Here is a 21,918-nt window from a genome sequence, read left to right as displayed (position 1 = left end):
TTAGTAGCTGGCTAGCTAATTCACTACCTCTCGACGCTGACAAGCTCCCAAAGATAACAAATCGTGGCATTCAGTAACCCTACGGCCGCAGCCGCAGCACCGCCGCCGGCAGATTCGCGGCCAGCCACTCCGCGATCACCCGCTGCTTGCGGTGATAGGCCAGCCCCACCGCGACCACCGCAACGCCGATCAGCGACAGCGCGAACGGGAACAGCAGCGAATCCTTGAAGACGACGTCGGCGAGATGGCCGAGATACATGGTGATGCCGATGGCGCCGAACACGGCGTAGGCGCGGCGGACGATGATGACGGCGATCGCGAGCAGGCCGACGTTCAGCAGGCAGTAGATCGCCTTGCCCAGCTCGGTCGCGCCTTCGGTGGCGCTGACGCCGCCCCAGAAGGCCATCAGGCCGAACAAGTGCAGCCAAAAGCCGAAGTCGCGGCTGTGGCTGGTGTAGTCGACGATCCACGCCACCGCGAGAATGCCGAGGCCGAACCAGATCGACACGATGCGGCGCATCTCCCAGTCGAAATGGCTGACATTGAAGATCCAGGGCGTGAGGTCCATCGACATGAACCACAGTGCGACCGACATGATCGCGACGATGAAGGGCACGCGATAGAAGCGCAGCGCGATCGCACCCGCCGCGATCGTGGCGATCTCCATGAACAGCCAACTGCCCTTGATCCAGACGTAGAAGTCATGAACCGTGCCGGGCTTGCCGAACTTGCCCCACCAGCCGAATTCGGCCTGGACGCCGTAGACGGCGAGCGGTGCCATCGACACGGCGATGGCGATCAGCAGGCCGCCGGGGACGCGTAGGTCGCGGCGCCAGAGGTGGTCGCCGGCGAAGCCGAACGCGGCGGCATAGGCGAGCGCGCAGGCCGTCAGGGCGCGGCCCCCCATCTGCGAGAAGGCCACTGTCGAGAACAGGCCCATGGCGCCGATCACGATCAGCGCGCCGGCGTACCAGAGCAGATGCGCGGCATCGAATTTGGCGTGCGCCGCCGGACCCGCCTTCGCCTGTTGCTCGAGGTAGGTCAGCAACCGCTGCAACTCGTCGGGCCCGATCGCGCCGGCCCCGGCTGCGGCGCGCAGATCTTGTTCCGAATAGGACATCGTCTTCACCCTCTGTGATCTCGCCGGAGACGGCACGCAGGGGTCCGATCGCGCAAACGCCTGGGGACGTCGCGCGTCGGGACCGGTGCCGACGGGGCGGATATGGGTGAGTGTAACGGAATGTGAGCGACGTTCAATATGATTTTGAACGACGCTCAAATATCTACGACCAACGTTCTAAATTACCCATCGCGACGCGGGTGCTAAAGCTGCTTCGACCCCGCCCTTCTCCACACCGTCATGACCGGGCTTGTCCCGGCCATCCATGTCGTGCGCCTGGAATGACGACGTGGATGCCCGGGACAAGCCCGGGCATGACCAGTCCTGGGTTGGCGGTTTGCCTCATCGCTGAGGCCAGAGGTTGGCGGATACGACCACCAGAGGCCCGCAGCGCAGTCGCCTCAATCCTTGAAATACGGCTCGACCGGGCCGTGGACCTTGATGGTCAGCGGGTTGCCGTGGCGGTCCTTGGCGTTCCCTGCGGCGACGCGGATCCAGCCTTCGCTGATGCAGTATTCCTCGACATTGGTCTTCTCGGCGCCCTTGAAGCGGATGCCGACGTCGCGCGACAGGATCTCCGCATTGTAATAGGGGCTCTTCGGATCGACCGACAGCCGGTCAGGAAATGGGGTCGCAGTCGTCTCGTTGTCGCTCACAGCAGTGCCTCGATCTCTTTCTTCAACGCCTCGGGCGTGGTGGTCGGCGCATGGCGCGACACCACGTGACCGGTGCGATCGACCAGGAATTTGGTGAAATTCCACTTGATCGCTGAGCCCAGCAGGCCCGTCTTCTCGCCCTTCAGGAACCGGTATAGCGGATGCGCGTCCGCACCGTTGACGTCGATCTTCGCGAACAGCGGAAAGGTGACGTCGTACTTGCCGGCGCAGAACGCGCCGATCTCCTCGGCCGTGCCGGGCTCCTGGGCGCCGAACTGGTTACAGGGAAATCCGAGCACGGCAAAGCCCCTGTCCGCATAGGCCCGGTGCAGCGCCTCGAGGCCGCGATATTGCGGCGTGAAGCCGCAGGCGCTGGCGGTGTTGACGATCAGCAGCACCTGCCCCTCGAAGCGCTTCAGCGGCACCTCCTCGCCCTTCAGCGAGGTCGCGGTGAAATCATAGATGCCGGCCATCAGCCCAGCACCGGATCGATCGGCGACGGCGGCGTGCCGCCGGCCTCGATCGCCTCGCCGGCAGCGAGGCACATGTCCTCGCGAAAGCGCTGGCCGACAAGCTGGACGCCGACCGGGACGCGGCCGACCATGCCGGTCGAGACCGTCAGGCCCGGCAGGCCGAAGAACGGAATCGCGATCTGCGTGAGCTGGGCGTGCCAGACCTGCCTGAAGGACTCCTCGTCCTTGCGGTCGAGCTGATCGGCGAACGGCAGCATGCCCGACACCGGCATCAGCAGCAGCGGATGCTGCTCCATGAACAGGAGCCATTGCCGGGTCAGCGCGGCGCGGCGCGCGAGCGTCTGCGACAGGTCGAACGGATGCACCTTGTCACTGACGCCGCGCAGGCAGGCGAGCGCACCGGGGTCGCCCTCCTTCTCGGCCGCCGCGAGCTGCGCCTCGTAGCCGTCGCCGAGCCAGAGACGGGTCTGCAGCAGCGCGGCCTCCTGCATCGGCGGCGTGTCCGCGATCTCCTCGACGGTCCAGCCGGCGGCTTCCAGCCGCCTGGCGGCATCGCGCAAGGCGGCCACGACCTCCGGCACCGGGTTCAGCCCGTCCGGGTTGACGCACAGCGTGACGCGCTTCGGCAGCGGCGGGCCCTCGAGCGGCACTGGCATCCACCAGACATCGCGAACGTCGCGCGCCGACATCGCCGCCAGCGCGATCCTGACGTCGTTGACCGTGCGGGCGAGCGGGCCGGAGACGGCGCTGATCTGCGGTCCGATCGGGCGCTCGGGGAATTGTGTATTGAAGGCCGGGATGCGGCCGACCGTCGGGCGCAGGCCGTGGATGCCGCAGGCGTAAGCGGGATAGCGGACGGAGCCGGCGATGTCGGTGCCATGACCGATGTGGCCGATGCCCGCCGCAGTGGCCGATCCTGCGCCGCCCGAGGAGCCGCCCGGCGTGATGCCGGGGTCGCGCGGATTCTTGGTGTGGCCGTGGATGAGGTTGCTGGTGAACCAGCGATAGGACACCGCGGGGGTGTTGGTGCGGCCGAGCAGCACCGCGCCCGCCTTCACCAGATTGTTGACGACCGGATTGTGTGCCGACGCGATCGCGTCCTTCTGCAGATTGAGGCCGTTGGTGGTGGCGAAGCCGGCCTGGTCGACATTGACCTTGATCGTCACCGGCACGCCGGCGAGCGGCCCCGGGTCCTCGCCGCGCGCCAGCCGGGAGTCGATGGCGTCGGCCTGTTGCAGCACGTCCTCGGGGCGATGGTCGATCACGGCGTTGATCGCGGGATTGACCGCATCGAGCCGCGCCAGCGCTGCGGTCGCGGCATCGCGGGCGGAGACCTGTTTCGACTTGATGAGGGCGGCGAGGTCGGCAGCCGGCAGGCGCCAGAGATCGGTCATGGGGAGCTCCGTGGTGACGGATGGCTGTTCTAGCGCGCGGGCTGGATGGGAGAAAGCCGTCCAGGCGCGGCACTCCGGGATAGCCCATGCAGCAACGCGCATGGGTCTTGTCCCCCGCTCGCCGATCGGGACCGAGGGGACGATCAATACCGATCCTGCATCGATCGATCCGGAAACAAGCTTGGTCAAGCTTCACAAACGACTTTAAGACCTCAAGCAACAACATCACGAAGGGGGAAACCACATGATCAGACCGGGCACCATCATGGCCGCGACATTCGTTCTCGCCGCTGCAGCAACGCTGGCGCCGCGCGCAGGCCACGCCGAGACCTACGCCTATGTCGGCAACGCCGACAGCAACGACATCAGCGTCTTGAAATTCGATGCTGCGACCGGCGAGATGACCCCGGTGCAAACGGCTTCCTTCGTCGGCGTCGACAAGCCGGGCTCGTCGACCCCGCTCGCGGTCAGCCCGGACAAGCGGGTGCTGATCGCCGGTGTGCGGTCGCAGCCGTTCCAGGCGGAGAGCTTCGCGATCGATGCCAAGACCGGCCAGCTCAGCCATCTCGGCAACGGCCCGCTCGCCGACAGCATGGCCAACATCGCCTTCGACCGCACCGGCAAGGTGCTGTTCAGCGCGTCCTATGGCGGCAACAAGGTCGCGGCGAATCCGGTCCAGGCCAACGGCGTGGTCGCCGCGCCGAGCCAGGTGCTCCCGACCGGGCTGAACGCGCATGCCTTCCTGCCCTCGCCCGACAACCGCTTCGTGTTCGCAACCAATCTCGGCTCCGACCAGGTGCTCGGCTTCGCCTTCGACGCCGCCACCGGCGCGCTGACGGCCAAGGACGCGCTGACGGTGAAGACGCCGGAGAAATCCGGGCCGCGGCACTTCATCTTCCACCCGAACGGCAAGTTCATCTATCTCCTGCACGAGCTCAACGCCGATCTCGCCGTCTATGCCTATGATGCCGAGAAAGGCAGCTGGAGCGAGCAGCAGCGCACCACCGCCCTGCCCGCCGGCTTCACCGGCAAACCCTGGGCGGCCGATCTTCACGTGACGCCTGACGGCAAGTTCCTCTACGCCTCGGAACGCGGCTCGAACACGATTGCCGGCTTCAAGGTCGATGCGGCCAGCGGGCGCCTGACCTTGATCGGCAGCGTGCCGACCGAGACCCAGCCGCGCGGCTTCGCCATCGATCCCACCGGGCGCTATCTCGCCGCCGTCGGCGAGCTGTCGAACGGCATGACGGTGTATCGGATCGACGCCGCCGGCGGCGCGCTGGAGAAGCTGAAGTCCTACGCCGTGGGCAAGAAGCCGAACTGGGTGGAGTTCGTCAGCCTGCCGTGACCGAACGCCAGGGCCGCCGCGAGATCGTGAGTGGCGGCCCCGGCGTTTCCACCGGCGCTATCATCCCCTATATACAGCGCATGACCATGCCTGCCGCCCAGCCCGACCGCCATCCCCTCGCCGTTCAACATCCGGAACTCGACGACGCCTCGATCCGCCTGCTGGTCGAGACCTTCTACGGACGCGCACGGGAGGACGAGCTGATCGGCCCGATCTTCAACCGTGCGGTGGAGGATTGGGACGAACATATCGGCAGGATCAGCGATTTCTGGTCGTCGATGTTCCTGAAGACGGGCCGCTACAGCGGCGCGCCGATGCGGCCGCATCTGTTGCTGTCGTTGCGGGGGCCGCATTTCGACCGCTGGCTGCAACTGTTCGAGGCGACGGCGAAGGACCTGCTCGCGCCGGAACTCGCGGAGCTCTTCATCGTCCGCGCCCGCCGCATCGCCGACAGCTTCGAGATGGGCATCGCCAGCACGCGCGGCGACATCGTGCGCCCGCGCCATTCGGTCTGACCTCGGCTGCAAACATGCGAGCGTTCGAGGAGCGGCGATGCGGCCGCTCTGCGCTCAATGGCGCGTCATCGATTGCGCCGGCATGTTGAAGATCGCTTCGGAGAACGGGAACTCCAGCACGATCTCGCCGTCCTCGTCGGTGACCTCGATGACGGCCGTCATCAGCGCCGCGTTGCCGCCTTCGGTACGCAGCAGTTCCTTGATCATGTCGCGCGCGACTTCCCAGGCGCGGTCGGGACTGCGCAGCACCTCGCCGTCGGTATCGGAGACCAGTTCCTCGCCGATCCGTGTGTTGAAGAAATATCTAGGCATCATCAGCTTCCAATGGGGTCGCGCGCTTGGGTTTTGAAGTCTCGAACATCTCACGACTGCTTCATCCGGCCAGCTCAGCCCCTCAAGCTAGGGACCGAATTGTACGGCGTTGCGAAGCCATCGATCACGAATTCGTTGTTTTCGCGGCTCAATCCGACGAAAACGGCAGCAACTCGCATCTGCAACTTCGCACTGCAATAAACAGGCCTGAGAGGCTCAAACAAAAAGATTCCACTGGCGAACTTTTCGTAGCACGGTAGTTTAATGCTGAGGACGATAACCGTCCCGTCTTGAAGGAGAGGACAATGGCCTGGAAAGCACCGAAGATCGTTGAAGTGCCGGTCGGCATGGAAATCAACATGTACGCCTGCGCGGCCCGCAAATAATTCGCGGGTGTGACGTCCAGGTCTCGGCGATCAGGACGTCGACGCTTGAGGGTGGGGATCAGCGACCGCGTATGTGCCAGCCCGTACGCGGGTCGGATGTCCCACCCTCGTCACCTTCCCTGCGGGCGATCCTGGCCGTTGGTCAGCTTGCCTGTCGGTCATCCTGCCGCTGGTAATCGCGTGCGCCACCACAGCTGAATTCCAGGAGACGGCTCATGCTTCGCCTCGTCGTCCTGGGTGCCGCCGCAGGCGGTGGAGTGCCGCAGTGGAATTGCGGCTGCGCCGTGTGCCGTGCCGCGCGCACGGATCATCCCGAGATCAGCAACAGCCAGGCCTCGGTCGCGGTCAGCGCCGATGGCGCCAACTGGTTCCTGATCAACGCCTCGCCCGATCTGCGCCAGCAGGTCACCCGAACGCCGCAATTGCATCCGAAGCCCGGCGCCTTGCGCCACAGCCCGATCGCCGGCGTGATCCTGACCAATGGCGAGATCGACGCGGTCACGGGGCTGCTGTCGATGCGCGAGAGCTCGCCATTTTCGATCCATGCGCATCCCAAGGTGCTTGCGATCCTCAGATCGAACAACATCTTCGATGTGCTGAAGGACGAGACCGTCAAGCGCGTGCCGATCGTGATCGACGTGCCGTTCCGGCCGCTTTTGCAGGACGGCAGGCCCTCGGGCCTGGAGGTCACGGCCTTCGCCGTCTCGGGAACGAGCGCGTGGTATCTGCGCGACAAGCAGCATCCCGGCGGCAGCTCCTCGACGGGCGACACGCTGGGCCTGAAGATTGCCGATCTCGAAGGCGGCCAATATTGCTACGTCATCGCCGCCTGTGCCGGCGTCGACGATGATCTGAGAACGAGATTGAAGGGCGCGCCCCTGGTGCTGTTCGACGGCACGGTGTGGCGCGACGACGAGATGATCCAGGCCGGACTCGGCAACAAGACCGGGCAGAGCATGGGACATATCGCGATGTCCGGAGAAAGCGGCGCGATCAAGCAGCTGGCGGACATCGGGATCGGCAGGAAGATCTTCCTGCACATCAACAACTCCAATCCGGCGTGGCTGCACGCCTCACACGAGCGGCAAACGTTGGAACGCGAGGGATGGGAAATCCCCGCTGAAGGGATGGAGATCGAGCTGTGAGTGAGGCAAAACTGAGTGGAATGACGGCGCTGTCGGTCGGCAAGGGCGTGACCTTGAACAGTGCCAGCGAGCTGGAAGCGGCACTTCGCCATATCGGCGCGACGCGCTATCACAACCTGCATCCGTTTCATAAGCTGCTGCACGGCGGCAAGCTGAACAAGGGCCAGGTGCAGGCCTGGGCGCTGAACCGCTACTACTATCAGTCGACGATCCCAATCAAAGACGCGATGGTGATGACGCGCTTCCGCGATCGCGCCACCCGGCTGGAATGGCGGCACCGCATCGAGGATCATGACGGCGACGTCGGCAGCGAAGGCGGCATCGAGCGCTGGATCAAGCTCACGGAGGGCCTGGGCCTCGACACGGACTATGTCGAATCCACCGAGGGCATCCTGCCCGCTACCCGTTTCGCGGTCGAAGCCTATGTGCATTTCTGCCGCGACCGCTCACCGCTGGAGGCGATCGCCTCGTCGCTGACCGAGCTGTTCGCGCCGAGCATCCATGAAGAGCGTATCTCGGGCATGCTCGAGCACTACAATTTCGTCAACAACGACACGATGAGCTACTTCAAGCGGCGTCTCACCCAGGCGCCGCGCGACGCCAACTTCGCGCTGCATTACGTCAAGGAGCACGCCACCACGCCGGAGCAGCGCGCCGCCGTGTGCAACGCGCTGATCTTCAAGACCAACGTGCTGTGGGTGCAGCTCGACGCACTGTATTACGCCTATGTCGAAGGCAACATCCCGCCCGGCGCCTTCGTGCCGAAGGAGGGGTAGCCGTGTCCCGTTTGAACCACCGCTCTCGTACCGCGAACGGTGCACTCCCTCCCCCCTTGCGGGGGAGGGTTGGGGTGGGGGGTCCACACGGGAAGTCTTTGCTGGGACCCCCACCCCCGACCCCTCCCCGCAAGGGGGAGGGGAGTGCCATCGTGCTCTGCGCGGCCACCGTGCTTCTTCACGACTACACGACTTAGAGACCCGCCATGGCTCCGCGTCACATCCAAGTCACCGAGACCAGCCGCGTGGTGCTGCCGCGACACACCAAGCTGAAGTTCGACGAGACGCGCCAGGTCTGGGTCATCCTCGCCCCTGAGCGCGTGCTGGCGCCGGACGAGATCGCGGTCGAGGTGCTCAAGCTGTGCGACGGCGCGCGCGCCGTCGCCGGCATCATCGACGATCTCGCGGCGAAATATGCCGCGCCCCGCGACGTCATCGCGACCGACGTCGTCGCCATGCTGCAGGATCTCGCTGACAAGGGATTCCTGACCGAGGTTCGGGAGACGACATCATGACCGAGCTCACCGAGACGACGCCGCAGATCGCCGCGAATGACGGCCTTGCCGTGCTGGAGCGGCGCGGCTCCACGGCCGAGACCTACGGCATCCCGCTCGCCGTGCTGGCCGAGCTGACGCATCGCTGTCCGCTGCAATGCCCCTATTGCTCCAACCCGCTGGAGCTCGATCGCGCCGGGCAGGAGCTGACGACGGCGGAGTGGAAGAAGGTGCTGTCGGAGCTCGCCGAGATCGGCGTGCTGCAGATCCATTTCTCCGGCGGCGAGCCGACCGCGCGCAAGGATCTGGTCGAGCTGGTGCAGCATGCCAACGACGTCGGACTCTACACCAACCTGATCACCTCGGCCGTGCTCTTGACCCGCGAGCGGCTCAAGGAGCTGGCCAACGCCGGGCTGTCCCATGTCCAGATCAGCTTCCAGGGCAGCGAGGCCGGCATCGCCGACCGCGTCGGCGGCTACAAGGGCGGCCACGTCAAGAAGCTCGAGGTCGCGCGCTGGACCCGCGAGCTCGAGCTGCCGCTGACGGTCAACGCCGTGATGCACCGGCAGAACCTGCATCAGCTGCCTGAGATCATCAAGATGGCGGTCGATCTCGATGCCGACCGGCTCGAGGTCGCCAACGTGCAGTATTACGGCTGGGCTCTGAAGAACCGCGCCAGCCTGATGCCGACCTACGCCCAGCTAGAGGAGACCGACCGCATCGTCGAGGACGCCCGCGAGCGGCTGAAGGGCACGCTGACCATCGACTACGTGGTGCCGGACTATTACGCGCTGCGGCCGAAGAAGTGCATGGGCGGCTGGGGCCGGCAGTTCTTCAACATCTCGCCCTCGGGCAAGATCCTGCCCTGCCACGCCGCCGAGAGCATCACCGGGCTCGACTTCATGTCTGTCCGTTCGAACCATTCGATCGCCTGGATCTGGCAGAACTCCGAGGCCTTCAACCGCTACCGCGGCACCGGCTGGATGAAGGAGCCGTGCAAATCCTGCGAGTTCCGCGAGATCGATTTCGGCGGCTGCCGCTGCCAGGCGTTCGCGCTGACCGGCGACGCCGCCAACACCGATCCGGCCTGCACACTGTCGCCGCTGCACGAGAGCATCTTCAAGCAGGCCGAGCGTGACGCGGCCTCGGGCCAGGACCGCTTCCTCTATCGCAACTTCGCCGGCGGCACGCCGGAGAACGGCAACGATGCCTGACGCCGAAGCCGGCCGCGCCTCCGCGCACCGCAGCGATCCGTTCATCCCGCTGACGTCGGAATGGCTGGATGTCTCCGGCGGTCACCAGATCTATGTCGAGAGCAGCGGCCGCGCTGGCGGCATTCCCGCGGTTTATCTGCACGGCGGGCCGGGCTCCGGATGCCAGCCGGATCACCGCCGGCTGTTCGATCCCGAGCGCTTCCACGCCGTGCTGTTCGACCAGCGCGGCGCCGGCCGCTCGCGTCCTGCACGCAGCCGCGACAACAACACCCTGCCCGACCTGATCGCCGACATGGAGGCGATCCGCGAAAGATTCGGTTTCGAGCGCTGGATCGTCGCCGGCGGCTCCTGGGGCGCCACCTTGGCGCTGGCTTATGCGCAGGCGCACCCGACGCGCGTCACGGGGCTGGTGTTGCGCGCGACCTTTTTCGGCACCCGCGCGGAGGTGGCGACCGCCTTCGGCGAGACGCTGGCGCGCTTTCACCCGGCCCTGCACCGCGACTTTCTGGAGCTGCTGCCGGAGAACGAGCACGCCGATCCGTGCGACGCCTACTTCCGGCGCATCCTCGATCCCGATCCGGCGATCCATGGCCCTGCCGCCCGCGCCTGGCACGATACCGAGCGCGCGCTGTCCGAGGTGAAGCCCGCGCGCGCCCGGCTCGACCGCCTCGCCATCCGCTCCGGCACCGCCTTGCCGGCGACGCCGTTCATGGAGGCGCACTATTTCTCGCACGACAGCTTCATGGCGCCGGACCAGTTGCTGCGCAATGCGAACAGTCTCAGCGGGATTCCCGGAATCATCGTGCAGGGCCGCTACGACCTGCTTTGTCCGCCAGCGACCTCGGCACGGCTGGCGGAGGTGTGGCGCGACGCCGAAATCCGTGTCGTCGAAGCCGCAGGTCACAATCTTTATGACCCCGGCATCCGCGATGCGGTCATGAAAGCCATCTCCGACATGGCTAAGCGCACGACCGCGCCTTAAACATGTGATCGTCTCCCCTCATTCCTGAGGAGCCATGCGCAGCATGGCGTCTCGAAGGATGAGGCCGATCCATCCCGACCTCATGGTTCACCAGGCAATGCGCAAGCATTGTCCGCGAGACGCGCCCGAGGGGCGCTCCTCACCATGAGGAATTGGCCGCCAAACAAGGACATCTGCAATGCCCATCGCCGGGAAAGGCATGCTGTTGACATCGATGAATATCGATGCCGCTGACGAAGCCGACTTCAACCGCTGGTATGACAGCGAGCATCTCGAAGAGCGCGTGGCCATCCCCGGCTTCATCGAGGCGCGGCGCTATGTCGCCGAGCAGGGCAGCCCGAAATATCTCTGCCTGTATTCGACCGAGACGATCGACGTGCTCGACAGCGTGCCCTATCGCGCCCGGCTGGCGTCGCCGACGGAATGGTCGAAGGCAGTGATGGCGCGGTTCAAGAACATGATCCGCAGCGTCGCACGCATCACGATCTCGATCGGCGCCGGTCGCGGCGCGGTGCTCGGCATCATCCGCCTGCGGCCGAAGCCGGGACAGGACGGGGCGCTGCGCGACGCGCTGCAGATCGAGCTCGATCCGAGCGAGGTCAAGGGCGTCATCTCGATGCACCTGCTCGAGGGCGATGCTGATCTCTCCGGTCCGGCAGCCGGGGTTCCTGCGAGCTCGCGCGATGCCGACTGGTTCATCCTCATCGACGGCACCGACAGTCATGCCATCGCGACCTTGATGACCACGCGCTTCGCGGCGATCGACGGTCCGCTGGCGACGCAGATCTCGGCCGGCATCTACAGGCTGATGTGGGACCTGAGCCGCGCGGACATCGCCTCTGGCTGAGCGCGCATTGTTCTGCATCAATGACGCGAGCGTGCAACCGGCAGATGCAGCCGCTCGCCACAATGCCGCAACGCAACAAATTCAATGTCAGCATCACGCCCGCAATGCGGCGCCGCACACTGTGCACGAAGGGCAGCTTTGCAAATTTGCCTTTGTGTGCGCCTTGGAATGGCTCTAGTCTGATAGAACTATTCAATTGAGCCATTCAAAAAGCAGAAGGGCGACGAACAGGACCTGCTCCGGACTCCCAATCGATCCCCAGCCGATCCTGAACAAGCAGTCGTCCTCACGTCAGGAAGGCCGCGCGCTCATGGTTCGCCGCGCGGACAGGGTATGAATGAGAGCGACTGATATCTCGGCCCCCGACTACTTTCACAAAGTAGTCGATTGCCAATGGGCTTGTCCCGCACACACTCCGGTCCCCGAATACATCCGCCTGATCGCCGAGGGTCGCTACAGCGACGCCTACATGATCAATTGGAAATCGAATGTATTCCCGGGCATTCTCGGACGCACTTGCGATCGCCCTTGCGAGCCCGCCTGCCGACGCGGGCGCGTCGAGGAAAGCCCGGTCGCGATCTGCCGCCTCAAGCGCGTTGCGGCCGATTTCAAGGACGACGTCCATCAGCGCATGCCGCGCCCTGCCCCGAAGAACGGCCGGCGCATCGCGCTGGTCGGCGGCGGCCCGGCCTCGCTGACCGTTGCCCGCGATCTCGCGCCGCTCGGCTATCACTGCACCGTGTTCGACGCAGATCCCAAGCCCGGCGGCATGATGCGCTCGCAGATCCCCAAATTCCGCCTGCCCGACAGCGTCATCGACGAGGAGACGGGCTACGTGCTCAGCCTCGGCGTCGACTACAAGGCCGGCCATCGTATCGACAGCCTCAAGAAGCTGCTGGCCGAGAACTATGACGCCGTCTTCATCGGGTCCGGCGCGCCACGCGGCCGGGAGCTGAACATTCCAGGTCGGGAGGAAGCGGCGGCCAACATCCATCTCGGCATCGACTGGCTATCCGGCGTCTCGTTCGGCCACACCGACAAGATCGGCAAGCGCGTGATCGTGCTCGGCGGCGGCAATACCGCGATGGATTGCTGCCGCACGGCGCGGCGGCTCGGCGGCGAGGACGTCAAGGTCATCGTCCGCTCCGGCTTCGAGGAGATGAAGGCGTCTCCGTGGGAGAAGGAGGACGCGCTGCACGAGGACATTCCGATCCTCAATTATCTCGTTCCGATCGCGTTCCACCATGCCGCCGGCAAGCTGACCGGCATGACCTTCCAGAAGGTGAAGGCGGAATATGACGCCAACGGCGGACGCTCGCTGGTGCCGTCCGGCGAGCCCGACGAGACCTATCCGTGCGACGACGTGCTGGTCGCCGTCGGCCAGGAGAACGCATTCCCCTGGATCGAAGCCGATTGCGGCATCGAATTCGACAAGCGGCACATGCCCAAGGTCGATCCGACCACCTTCGTCTCGACCAATCCAAAGGTGTTCTTCGGTGGCGACGCCGCGTTCGGGCCGAAGAACATCATCTGGGCGGTCGCACAGGGCCACGAGGCCGCGCTGTCGATCCATCGCCTGCTCTCCGGCGAGGACATCACCGAGCGCCCGCTGCCCGAGGTGCACATCTCCTCGCAGAAGATGGGCATTCATGAATGGAGCTATGACAACGACATCTCCTCCGAGAAGCGCTTCAAGGTGCCGCATCGTGACAAGGTCGTGGCGCTGAAGGACATCCGCACCGAGGTCGAGCTCGGCTACGACGTCAAGCTCGCGCTCGGCGAGGCGCATCGCTGCCTGAATTGCGACGTGCAGACGGTGTTCTCCGACACGCTGTGCATCGAATGCGACGCCTGCGCCGACATCTGTCCGATGGATTGCATCACCTTCACCGACAATGGCGAGGAGGCGGATCTGCGCGCGCGGCTGAAGGCGCCCTCGCTGCATCCCGACCAGAGCCTCTACGTGTCCTCGGATCTGAAGACCGGGCGCGTGATGGTGAAGGACGAGGACGTCTGCCTCCATTGCGGCCTGTGCGCCGAACGCTGCCCCACCGGTGCGTGGGACATGCAGAAATATTTCATCGAGACGACCCACGCAGGTAACGCATGTCCCAGCAAGCGCCGCTCAGCAGCGTAAACGACTTCGTCGTCCGCTTCGCCAACGTCAACGGCTCCGGCTCGGCCAGCGCCAACGAATTGTTCGCGCGCGCCGTGCTCCGCCACGGTGTGCCGGTATCCCCGCGCAACATCTTCCCGTCGAACATCCAGGGCCTGCCGACCTGGTACGAGGTGCGCGTCACCGAAGCGGGCCATCTCGGCGCGCGCGGCGGCGGCACTGATTTGATGGTGGCGATGAACCCGCAGACCTGGGACAAGGACGTCGCCGGTATCGCGCCGGGCGGCTATCTGTTCTACGATTCCACCAAGCCGATGCCGGCAACCAAGTTCCGCGACGACATCACCGTCATCGGCGTCCCGCTGACCGCGATCACCAACTCGACCTATTCGGATCCGCGCCAGCGCCAGCTGTTCAAGAACATCATCTATCTCGGCGCGCTCTCAGCGCTGCTCGACATGGATCCGAAGCTGATCGAGCAATTGATCGGCGAGCAGTACAAGGGCAAGGAGAAGCTGCTCTCCTCCAACGTCCACGCGCTGCATCTCGGCCGCGACTGGGCGCTGCAGAATTTGAAGTGCCCGATCGGCCTGCGCATCAAGAAGGCCGACAAGGTCGGCGACCGCATTTTCATCGAGGGCAACAACGCCGCCGCGCTGGGCGCCGTCTATGGCGGCGCCACGGTCTGCGCCTGGTACCCGATCACGCCGTCGTCTTCGCTGGCCGAAGCGTTCAGCAACCACTGCAAGAAACTGCGGCACGATCCGGAAACCGGGCAGGCCAAATACGCGATCGTGCAGGCCGAGGACGAGCTCGCCTCGATCGGCATGGTGGTCGGCGCGTCCTGGAACGGCGCCCGCGCCTTTACCACGACATCGGGCCCCGGCGTTTCGCTGATGACCGAGTTCATCGGCCTGTCCTACTTTGCCGAGATCCCGGCCGTGATCATGAACGTGCAGCGCGCCGGCCCCTCGACCGGCATGCCGACGCGGACGCAGCAATGCGACCTGATCGCCTGCGGCTATGCCTCGCACGGTGATACCAAGCACGTGATGCTGTTCCCCGAAGATCCGGCCGAGGCGTTCGAGTTTGCCGCTGCGGCGTTCGATCTTGCCGAGCGGCTGCAGACCACGATTTTCCTGATGCTCGACCTCGACATCGGCATGAACCAGCGGCTGTGCCGGCCGCTGAAGTGGGACGATGCCAAGCAGTATGACCGCGGCAAGGTGATGACGGCGGAGATGCTCGACGAAGGCCGCGACTTCGGCCGCTATCTCGACGTCGACGGCGACGGCATTCCGTTCCGCACCTACCCCGGCACGCATCCGACGAAGGGCTCCTACTTCACCCGTGGCACGTCGCGTGACCGCTACGCGCGCTATTCCGAGGAAGGCGCCGTCTATGCCGACAACGTGCAGCGCCTGCTGCGCAAGTTCCAGACCGCGCAAGACATGGTGCCGCGGCCGCTGCAGGCCAATGCGAGCAAGCCGACGCGATATGGCGTGATCTATTTCGGCTCGACCGCGCCGGCGATGGACGAGGCAATCGGACTGCTGGAGGCGCGCGGCTGCCAGCTCGACCGCCTGCGCATCCGCGCCTTCCCGTTCCATTCGAGCGTGGCGAGTTTCATCGCCGAGCACGATTTCGTCTATGTGGTCGAGCAGAACCGCGATGCGCAGTTGCGCCAGCTCATCGTCACGGAGAACGGCATCGACCCGGTCCGCCTGGTGCCGATCCTGCATTATGACGGCACGCCGATCACGGCGCGCTTCATTGCCGATGCGATCGGCGACCACCAGGACCACATCAAGGTCACCCCGCTGCGCAAGGCCGTGTCATGACGTGCTCTCCGCTCTCTCCGCCGTCATGTCCGGACTCGCCCCGCCTGCGCGGCCATAACCGCTTCGGAGCGGCGAAGGCCCGGGCATCCACGTCTTTCCTCCCGGCCCCGACGTGGATGGCCGGGACAAGCCCGGCCATGACGATGCCGGGTGATGCGAGGCTCTCATGACCTACATCGCAAAGCCGAAGTTCCAGCATCCGGGCATCAAGAAGAACGCGCTCGGCTACAGCCATCGCGACTACGAGGGCAAGATTTCGACCCTCTGCGCCGGCTGCGGCCACGATTCGATCACGGCCTCGATCATCGAGGCCTGCTTCGAGCTGTCGATCGAGCCGCATCGCGTGGCAAAAATCTCCGGCATCGGCTGCTCGTCGAAGACGCCGGACTATTTCCTCGGCAATTCGCACGGCTTCAACACCGTGCACGGTCGCATGCCCTCGGTGCTGACCGGCGCCAACCTCGCCAACCGCGAGCTGATCTATCTCGGCGTCTCCGGCGACGGCGATTCCGCCTCGATCGGCTTCGGCCAGTTCGCCCACGCGATCCGGCGCGGCGTGAACATGACCTATATCGTCGAGAACAATGGTGTCTACGGCCTGACCAAGGGCCAATTCTCGGCGACCGCCGACCGCGGGTCGAAGTCGAAGAAGGGCGTCACCAACACCGACAATCCAATCGACCTGGTCGGCATCGCGCTGCAGCTCGGGGCCACCTATGTGGCGCGGTCCTTCTCCGGCGACAAGAAGCAGCTGGTGCCCATCATCGAGGGCGCCATCCAGCACAAGGGCGCGGCGTTCATCGACGTCATCAGCCCGTGCATCGCGTTCAACAATCACGCCGGCTCAACCAAGAGCTTCGACTATGTCCGCGAGCACAACGATGCCGTGAACCGGCTCGACGTGCTGACCGGACGCGATCCGATCGAGATCGACCAGGATCCGGGCACGGTGCAGATCGTCGAGCAGCACGACGGCTCCAGGCTGGCGCTGCGCAAGATCGACGCCGACTACGACCCGCATGACCGGCTCGGCGCCATGACCTTCCTCCAGAAGCATGCCGCGCAAGGCCAGATCGTGACCGGGTTACTCTATGTCGACCCTGAGGCCGACGATCTGCACAGCCACCTCAACACGGTGGAGCGGCCGCTCAACCGACTGGAGGCCGCGGATCTGTGTCCGGGACAGGCCGCGCTCGACAAGATCAATGCGAGTCTGCGCTAGCAGACCGCTGCGTGGAGAGCGTGTGCTCTGTAGCCGTCCTTCGAGACGCCTGCCTCCGGCGGGCTCCTCAGGACGAGGGCGGAGTGCATTGCGCCCGCTTCTGGCGGGGCTGTCGCATTTCACAATCGGAGTTTTGCGCTTCTCTATCTCCACGTCATGGCCGGGCTTGTCCCGGCCATCCACGTCGTTCGGCACGCTGAGAACCACGTGGATGCCCGGGACAAGCCCGGGCATGACGGAGTAACTAACTGGCAGATCGTTCGTTGCGACAGCTCGGCATATCCTGGTGAGCCGCGCCCTCGCTCCTCATCGTGAGGAGCGCCGCAGGCGCGTCTTGAACCATGAGGCCCGTCATCGTTGATGACGATTACGCCCGCAGCGCGCTCGCCCAAACGCGATCGAGCTGCGCGATCGCCGCTGGCAGCGGCAGCGCCGAGAGCGCGTCGTCGCCACCACTCACAAGCCCAAACTCGCGCAGCCGCAGCAGCGCCTCATCGATATTGAACGCCCGACCCAGCCCGAACATCTGCTGCAGCAACTCCTCGACATGGCTGCCCAATGCAGCACGCGAGAGCGGCACCGACGCCAGCAGCAGGCCGCCATAGGCCAGCATCGCTTCCTTCCAGTCCTGGTCCTCGGCCTCGCCGATCAAATAGTTGAAGATGCCGGAATTGTTGTTGACGTTGCGGAAGTAGATGTTGTCGGTGACCTGCTTCTGGTGGATCAGCGACTGGCGGTGGAAGTTGCCCCATTGCCGCAGGATGAAGGCGCCGAGCGCGAACAATCCCGACAGCGCCGCCAGCGCCTGCTCCGTATCGTTGTCGTGCACGGTGCCGCTGAGGCCGAGATAGAAGCCGGCGACGATGAACAGCACCGTCAAGGTCGAGGCCAGCTTGAGCAGGATCGGCACCCCGCCGACCAGCGCCGGCACGCCCAGGGTCAGCTGCTCGCGCAGGCCCATGACGACGCGGACGTTCGGCAGCAGCGCCTCGAGGTCGAAGCGCGCGATGTGGCGGAAATATTTGAACAGCACCGCGCCGCCGCGGATCTTGTTGCGGCCGCGCCAGGCGGCGGCCTTGCTCTTCTTCTTGACCGGCTCGTCGGGCTTGGTCGCGACCATCAGCACGATGTCGTCATAGACCTCGATCTCATGCTTGCGCCGTCGCAGCCCATACAGCATGGGGACCTCGATCGTCTCCTGATGCTGGCCACGCCGGAACATCCGTACAGCACGATAGTCGGAGATCGGCGCCTTCAGCTTGACCCGCACCAGCGCATGCTCGGCAAAGGCGCGCTCGATCTCGTCATGGCTGATCTCGATGAAATTGGCCTCGCCGAGCACCCGCACGACTTCGTCGGCGAGGCTGCGATAGGCCGCGTCGAGATCCTCCGGCGATCGACGGCGGCCGACCGGCACCTCGGGATCGAAGTCGAAATAGGCGTCGCGGAACCGATCGAGCTCGTCGAAATATTGATGGTGCAGAATCGCGCCGAGCATACGCGCCAGCTGCCGCAGCTCGCTGGCCTGGGCGTCATCGACATGGCCGTTCGAGATCAGGCCATCAAGAATGTCCGACTTGCGCAACGGAATGAACCGGTCCCGCCGCTCCGCCGCCGCCGTCTTCCCTGGTCCGACCACGCCTCTCACGCCCGAGCTTCGATCTGCGCCATTGACAGCCGATCCGGCTGCACGGGCCGGCGCGTCCGGCCAACCCGCATACCATAGCGCCCCGATCCCGTTCACGCCACTCGCCGCAACACGTAAGCTGCAGGTCCCGCCTGCAGAACGAGAGACTGATCATGACCGACGCCGGACAGCAGACATCTCCGTTCCGGGCCATCCGGGCCATCGACTACACCGTCATCCTGGTGCGCGACTGGTCCGCGATGCGCCGCTTCTATGAAGAGGTGCTGGGCTTTCCCCTGCTGCGCGAGCTGTCACAAGGCTGGATCGAGTACCAGGCCGGCAGCAACACGCTGGCGCTCGCCCGGCCGCAACGGCTGGCCTCGGACCAGCCGACGCCGCCAGGGAGCGCATCGCTTCAGCTCGCCTTCAAGGTGACCCGCGACGATGTCGACCGCTGCGCGGCCGAGCTGACCGGCAAGGGCATCGCCCTCATGGAGCCGCCGACGGACCAGCCCTTCGGCCACCGCACGCTGTTCTTCAGGGATCCCGACGGCAATCTGCTCGAGGTGTTTGCGGACATCTAAGGCTTGGCGGCCGCGCTAGGCGGCCGCCGGTTGTATCCGGGGATTGAGCACGTACTCCTTCAGCACCTTGTCGGTGGCGGCGTCGACTTCCACCAGCGAGACGTCGTAGCTCCAGAGATCGGCGAGATGCTGCAGCACGCGCTTGGTGTCGGTCTCGCTGAGCTGGGCCCCCTTCACCACGGTATGCCGCAGCATCAGGCGGCGGTCGCCGGCGAGATCGACATCGACCACCTCGATGTTCGGATCGATGCAACCGACGTCGTACTGCTTGGACAGCTCGCGGCGGACGCGGCGATAGCCGCGCTCGTCATGAATGGCGTCGACGAGGATGCCGGCGCGCTCGGCCGGATCGTCATGCAGGTGGAAAAGTCTGAGCTGTCGGATCAGGTTGGGGCTGAGGAACTGGCTGATGAAGCTCTCGTCGCGATAATTGGCCCAGACGTCGCGCAGCACCGCCATCTCGTCGCCGGTGCCGGCGATGTCCGGAAACCATTCGCGGTCCTCGTCGGTCGGGTCCTTCACGATGCGCTCGATGTCCTGCATGATCGCAAAGCCGAGCGCGTAAGGGTTGAATCCGGAGAAGCGCGGATCGTCGAACTCCGGCTGGAAGACGACGTTGGTGTGCGACTGCAGGAACTCCAGGAAGTTGCCGTCGGTGAGGCGGCCGTTCTGGTGCAGCCGGTTCATGATGCGATAATGCACATAGGTCGCCGTGCCCTCGTTCATGACCTTGGTCTGGCCCTGCGGATAGAAGTATTGCGCGATGTGGCGGACGATGCGCAGCAATTCGCGCTGCCACATCGCCAGCCGCGGCGCGGTCTTCTCCAGGAAATAGAGCAGGTTCTCCTGCGGGAGGCCGAGCAGCGCGCGGCGCCGCTCGACGTTCAGCATCGCATTGGTCTTGACCGGGCCGGTCGGCACCGTACGCCAGAGATCGTTGAACTGGCCCTCCTCGTAGAGCCTGCGCTTGCCGGCGCGCTTCTCCTCCTCGCGGAAGTCGAGCTTCTTCTTGCCGGGATAGCGGTCGACGCCGTGCGACATCAGCGCATGCGCCGCGTCCAGCGTATGCTCGACCGCGAGCCGGCCGTAGCGCTCCTCGCATTGCGCGATGTAGCCGCGGGCGAAATCGAGATAGTCGAGGATGCCGTCGGCGTCGGTCCACTGCTTGAACAGATAGTTGTTCTTGAAGAAATGGTTGTGGCCGAACGCGGCGTGCGCGATCACCAAGGTCTGCATCGTCGCCGTGTTCTCCTCCATCAGATAGGAGATGCAGGGCGAGGAGTTGATCACGATCTCATAGGCGAGGCCCATCAGGCCCTTGCGGTACGAGGCCTCGTGGTAGGCGAAGTGCTTGCCGAACGACCAGTGCTTGTAGAACAAGGGCATGCCGACCGAGGAATAGGCGTCGAGCATCTGCTCGGCCGTGATCACCTCGATCTGGTTGGGATAGGTGTCGAGCCCGAGCTCCTTTTCGGCGACGGCTTCGCAGGCATCGTGGATGCGCTGCAGGGTGAGGAAATTCCAATCCGCGCCCTCGAACAGCAACCCGCTCATGACGCCGCCCTCTCCTGCGTGGTGCCGCGACGCTGAAACAGGTCGTGGAACACCGGGAAGATCTCGCTGCGGTCACGCACCTTGCGCATCGACAGCGGCTCGCCATCGGCGCGCAGCCGCTCATACAGCGACCACAGCGCGGAGTCCGGCATCTCGAACGAATAGGTGCCGGATTCACCGACCTCGAGATAGGCGAAGAACTGCGACACCGGCAGGATGTTGTCGGTCAAGAGCCGCGCGACGTTCTCGGAATCCGAGGTGGCGTTGTCGCCGTCGGAGGCCTGCGCCGCGTAGATGTTCCAGTCCGAGGGGCGGAAGCGCGAGCGGACGATGTCGTGCATGCATTGCAGGGCGCTCGACACCAAGGTGCCGCCGGATGCCGGTCCATAGAAGAAGGTCTGCTCGTCGACCTCCTCGGCGCGATCGGTATGACGGATGAAGACGATCTCGACATGACGGTAGCGCCGGGTCAGGAACACGTAGAGCAGCATGTAGAACCGCTTGGCGAGGTCCTTCATGTGCTCCGACATCGAGCCGGACACGTCCATCAGGCAGAACATCACGGCCTGCGCGATCGGCTTCGGCACGGCCTCGAAGCGGCGGTAGCGGATGTCGATCGGATCGATGAAGGGAATGCGCTTGGCCTTGGCCTTCAGGGCCTCGATCTCGGCCAGCAGCGCGGCGCGCTTGTCGTCGTCGGTCTCCTGCTCCAACTGGACTTCCAACTCGGCAATGGCTTCCGGCCGCGGCCGGCGCAGCGCCACGCGGCGGGCCAAGGCGCGGGTGACGGTTCGGCTGATCGAAATGTTGGCCGGTGAGCCCGACGTCGAATAGCCGGCACGCACCAGCCCCTCGCTCTCGGCCTCGGCGAATTTGCGCTTGGCGAGATCAGGCAGCTCGAGATCGTCGAGGAAGAGATTGACGAACTCCTCCTTGCTCAGCACGAAGCGGAACGCGTCCTCGCTGTCGCCCTGCCCCGGCGCCGACTTGCGGCCGCTGCCGTCGCCGGAGCGCGGCAGGATGTCGCCTTCGACGAACTTCTTGTTGCCGGGCAGCACCATGTCGCGGGTGCCGCCCTCGCGGCGGAAGCGCGGCTCGTCCATGCCGTCGAGCGGGATCGAGACCTCGCCGCCCTCCAGCACGTCCTTGATGTCGCGGTCCTGCGAGGTCTTCTTGACCGCTCCCTGAACCAGGGCCTTGGCGCGGCGCAAAAATCGCTGGCGATTTTCGAGACTTTTGCCGCCCGGATTCAGGCGCCGATCAATGATGTGCATGACCACGTTCCATACGCCTCCTGCTGCAGCGGCTTCGA

21 protein-coding genes are annotated in these 21,918 nt (G+C 65.1%); 13 read left to right on the top strand and 8 right to left on the bottom strand.

Features of this window, described 5'->3' with window-relative positions:
* Window positions 1-79: 79 nt before the first annotated feature.
* From QX135_RS04715 to QX135_RS04700, 4 genes are all read right to left on the bottom strand, one after another.
* Window positions 80-1,120, bottom strand: a complete 1,041-nt coding sequence (locus QX135_RS04715) for a hypothetical protein (protein ID WP_315775933.1) — start codon at window positions 1,118-1,120, stop codon at window positions 80-82.
* A gap of 401 nt (window positions 1,121-1,521) precedes the next feature.
* A complete protein-coding gene (locus tag QX135_RS04710; RefSeq protein WP_315718031.1) occupies window positions 1,522-1,776 on the bottom strand; it encodes a DUF3297 family protein in 255 nt (84 codons plus the stop codon).
* Window positions 1,773-2,249, bottom strand: a complete 477-nt coding sequence (locus QX135_RS04705) for a glutathione peroxidase (RefSeq protein ID WP_315725519.1) — start codon at window positions 2,247-2,249, stop codon at window positions 1,773-1,775. The genes QX135_RS04710 and QX135_RS04705 overlap by 4 nt, the downstream gene beginning before the upstream one ends.
* Window positions 2,249-3,643, bottom strand: a complete 1,395-nt coding sequence (locus QX135_RS04700; protein ID WP_316233969.1) for an amidase family protein — start codon at window positions 3,641-3,643, stop codon at window positions 2,249-2,251. Before QX135_RS04700 ends, QX135_RS04705 begins: the two co-directional genes overlap by 1 nt.
* 244 nt (window positions 3,644-3,887) lie before the next feature.
* On the opposite strand from QX135_RS04700, the gene QX135_RS04695 reads away from it, so the two are divergent.
* Both QX135_RS04695 and QX135_RS04690 read left to right on the top strand, forming a co-directional pair.
* Window positions 3,888-4,991 (top strand): lactonase family protein, encoded by a 1,104-nt coding sequence (locus QX135_RS04695; RefSeq protein WP_316177141.1) that lies wholly within the window; start codon window positions 3,888-3,890, stop codon window positions 4,989-4,991.
* Between the two features lie 80 nt (window positions 4,992-5,071).
* A complete protein-coding gene (locus QX135_RS04690; protein ID WP_316234018.1) occupies window positions 5,072-5,506 on the top strand; it encodes a group III truncated hemoglobin in 435 nt (144 codons plus the stop codon).
* Window positions 5,507-5,560: 54 nt separating this feature from the next.
* On the opposite strand, the gene QX135_RS04685 is transcribed toward QX135_RS04690, so the two are convergent.
* Window positions 5,561-5,818: a DUF6894 family protein gene (locus QX135_RS04685; RefSeq protein ID WP_315718026.1), complete on the bottom strand. Its 258-nt coding sequence runs from the start codon at window positions 5,816-5,818 to the stop codon at window positions 5,561-5,563.
* A 305-nt stretch (window positions 5,819-6,123) separates the two neighbouring features.
* Here QX135_RS04685 and pqqA point away from each other — a divergent pair, with 305 nt between their 5' ends.
* From pqqA to QX135_RS04635, 10 genes are all read left to right on the top strand, one after another.
* A complete protein-coding gene (pqqA, locus tag QX135_RS04680) occupies window positions 6,124-6,204 on the top strand; it encodes a pyrroloquinoline quinone precursor peptide PqqA (protein WP_012029362.1) in 81 nt (26 codons plus the stop codon).
* A gap of 215 nt (window positions 6,205-6,419) precedes the next feature.
* Window positions 6,420-7,349, top strand: coding sequence for a pyrroloquinoline quinone biosynthesis protein PqqB (gene pqqB, locus QX135_RS04675; protein WP_316177143.1), 930 nt, complete (start codon window positions 6,420-6,422; stop codon window positions 7,347-7,349).
* Window positions 7,350-7,369: 20 nt separating this feature from the next.
* Window positions 7,370-8,125 carry a pyrroloquinoline-quinone synthase PqqC gene (gene pqqC, locus QX135_RS04670; protein ID WP_409998868.1) on the top strand — a complete coding sequence of 252 codons (756 nt, stop codon included), beginning with the start codon at window positions 7,370-7,372 and terminating at the stop codon, window positions 8,123-8,125.
* 206 nt (window positions 8,126-8,331) lie between these two features.
* Window positions 8,332-8,640, top strand: a complete 309-nt coding sequence (pqqD, locus tag QX135_RS04665; protein ID WP_315738637.1) for a pyrroloquinoline quinone biosynthesis peptide chaperone PqqD — start codon at window positions 8,332-8,334, stop codon at window positions 8,638-8,640.
* Complete coding sequence (gene pqqE / locus QX135_RS04660; RefSeq protein WP_316177146.1) at window positions 8,637-9,833, top strand: pyrroloquinoline quinone biosynthesis protein PqqE; 1,197 nt, start codon at window positions 8,637-8,639, stop codon at window positions 9,831-9,833. Before pqqD ends, pqqE begins: the two co-directional genes overlap by 4 nt.
* Window positions 9,826-10,815 (top strand): prolyl aminopeptidase, encoded by a 990-nt coding sequence (gene pip, locus QX135_RS04655; protein ID WP_315738640.1) that lies wholly within the window; start codon window positions 9,826-9,828, stop codon window positions 10,813-10,815. The genes pqqE and pip overlap by 8 nt, the downstream gene beginning before the upstream one ends.
* A 178-nt stretch (window positions 10,816-10,993) precedes the next feature.
* Window positions 10,994-11,662, top strand: a complete 669-nt coding sequence (locus QX135_RS04650) for a DUF4286 family protein (RefSeq protein ID WP_316177148.1) — start codon at window positions 10,994-10,996, stop codon at window positions 11,660-11,662.
* A gap of 337 nt (window positions 11,663-11,999) precedes the next feature.
* The gene (locus QX135_RS04645; RefSeq protein WP_315782015.1) at window positions 12,000-13,799 is read left to right on the top strand and encodes an FAD-dependent oxidoreductase; all 1,800 of its coding nucleotides are present in this window, start codon (window positions 12,000-12,002) and stop codon (window positions 13,797-13,799) included.
* Window positions 13,769-15,619, top strand: a complete 1,851-nt coding sequence (locus tag QX135_RS04640) for a 2-oxoacid:acceptor oxidoreductase subunit alpha (RefSeq protein WP_315738643.1) — start codon at window positions 13,769-13,771, stop codon at window positions 15,617-15,619. Before QX135_RS04645 ends, QX135_RS04640 begins: the two co-directional genes overlap by 31 nt.
* A 166-nt stretch (window positions 15,620-15,785) precedes the next feature.
* Window positions 15,786-16,841: a 2-oxoacid:ferredoxin oxidoreductase subunit beta gene (locus tag QX135_RS04635; protein ID WP_315775923.1), complete on the top strand. Its 1,056-nt coding sequence runs from the start codon at window positions 15,786-15,788 to the stop codon at window positions 16,839-16,841.
* Window positions 16,842-17,208: 367 nt separating this feature from the next.
* Here QX135_RS04635 and QX135_RS04630 read toward each other — a convergent pair whose 3' ends face one another.
* Window positions 17,209-18,480: a TMEM143 family protein gene (locus tag QX135_RS04630; protein ID WP_315738645.1), complete on the bottom strand. Its 1,272-nt coding sequence runs from the start codon at window positions 18,478-18,480 to the stop codon at window positions 17,209-17,211.
* Between the two features lie 161 nt (window positions 18,481-18,641).
* Here QX135_RS04630 and QX135_RS04625 point away from each other — a divergent pair, with 161 nt between their 5' ends.
* Window positions 18,642-19,052 carry a VOC family protein gene (locus tag QX135_RS04625; RefSeq protein ID WP_315811649.1) on the top strand — a complete coding sequence of 137 codons (411 nt, stop codon included), beginning with the start codon at window positions 18,642-18,644 and terminating at the stop codon, window positions 19,050-19,052.
* Window positions 19,053-19,067: 15 nt separating this feature from the next.
* On the opposite strand, the gene QX135_RS04620 is transcribed toward QX135_RS04625, so the two are convergent.
* Window positions 19,068-20,606: a SpoVR family protein gene (locus tag QX135_RS04620; RefSeq protein ID WP_315811648.1), complete on the bottom strand. Its 1,539-nt coding sequence runs from the start codon at window positions 20,604-20,606 to the stop codon at window positions 19,068-19,070.
* On the bottom strand, window positions 20,603-21,880 hold the full coding sequence (locus QX135_RS04615) for a YeaH/YhbH family protein (RefSeq protein WP_316177152.1): 1,278 nt from the start codon (window positions 21,878-21,880) through the stop codon (window positions 20,603-20,605). Before QX135_RS04615 ends, QX135_RS04620 begins: the two co-directional genes overlap by 4 nt.
* Window positions 21,881-21,918 lie beyond the last annotated feature (38 nt).

The sequence above is a fragment of the Bradyrhizobium sp. SZCCHNR1098 genome, from assembly GCF_032489375.1.
GTDB lineage: Bacteria > Pseudomonadota > Alphaproteobacteria > Rhizobiales > Xanthobacteraceae > Bradyrhizobium.
This window is presented reverse-complemented; position numbering and strand designations above follow the sequence as displayed.

Coding starts and splice junctions, on each gene's coding strand:
- QX135_RS04615 (WP_316177152.1), bottom strand. CDS start 21,880: ATGCACATCATTGATCGGCGCCTGAATCCGGGCGGCAAAAGTCTCGAA.
- QX135_RS04620 (WP_315811648.1), bottom strand. CDS start 20,606: ATGAGCGGGTTGCTGTTCGAGGGCGCGGATTGGAATTTCCTCACCCTG.
- QX135_RS04645 (WP_315782015.1), top strand. CDS start 12,000: ATGAGAGCGACTGATATCTCGGCCCCCGACTACTTTCACAAAGTAGTC.
- QX135_RS04690 (WP_316234018.1), top strand. CDS start 5,072: ATGACCATGCCTGCCGCCCAGCCCGACCGCCATCCCCTCGCCGTTCAA.
- pqqE (WP_316177146.1), top strand. CDS start 8,637: ATGACCGAGCTCACCGAGACGACGCCGCAGATCGCCGCGAATGACGGC.
- QX135_RS04715 (WP_315775933.1), bottom strand. CDS start 1,120: ATGTCCTATTCGGAACAAGATCTGCGCGCCGCAGCCGGGGCCGGCGCG.
- pqqB (WP_316177143.1), top strand. CDS start 6,420: ATGCTTCGCCTCGTCGTCCTGGGTGCCGCCGCAGGCGGTGGAGTGCCG.
- QX135_RS04700 (WP_316233969.1), bottom strand. CDS start 3,643: ATGACCGATCTCTGGCGCCTGCCGGCTGCCGACCTCGCCGCCCTCATC.
- QX135_RS04650 (WP_316177148.1), top strand. CDS start 10,994: ATGCCCATCGCCGGGAAAGGCATGCTGTTGACATCGATGAATATCGAT.
- QX135_RS04695 (WP_316177141.1), top strand. CDS start 3,888: ATGATCAGACCGGGCACCATCATGGCCGCGACATTCGTTCTCGCCGCT.
- pqqD (WP_315738637.1), top strand. CDS start 8,332: ATGGCTCCGCGTCACATCCAAGTCACCGAGACCAGCCGCGTGGTGCTG.
- QX135_RS04635 (WP_315775923.1), top strand. CDS start 15,786: ATGACCTACATCGCAAAGCCGAAGTTCCAGCATCCGGGCATCAAGAAG.
- pqqA (WP_012029362.1), top strand. CDS start 6,124: ATGGCCTGGAAAGCACCGAAGATCGTTGAAGTGCCGGTCGGCATGGAA.
- QX135_RS04640 (WP_315738643.1), top strand. CDS start 13,769: ATGTCCCAGCAAGCGCCGCTCAGCAGCGTAAACGACTTCGTCGTCCGC.
- QX135_RS04685 (WP_315718026.1), bottom strand. CDS start 5,818: ATGCCTAGATATTTCTTCAACACACGGATCGGCGAGGAACTGGTCTCC.
- QX135_RS04625 (WP_315811649.1), top strand. CDS start 18,642: ATGACCGACGCCGGACAGCAGACATCTCCGTTCCGGGCCATCCGGGCC.
- QX135_RS04705 (WP_315725519.1), bottom strand. CDS start 2,249: ATGGCCGGCATCTATGATTTCACCGCGACCTCGCTGAAGGGCGAGGAG.
- pqqC (WP_409998868.1), top strand. CDS start 7,370: ATGACGGCGCTGTCGGTCGGCAAGGGCGTGACCTTGAACAGTGCCAGC.
- pip (WP_315738640.1), top strand. CDS start 9,826: ATGCCTGACGCCGAAGCCGGCCGCGCCTCCGCGCACCGCAGCGATCCG.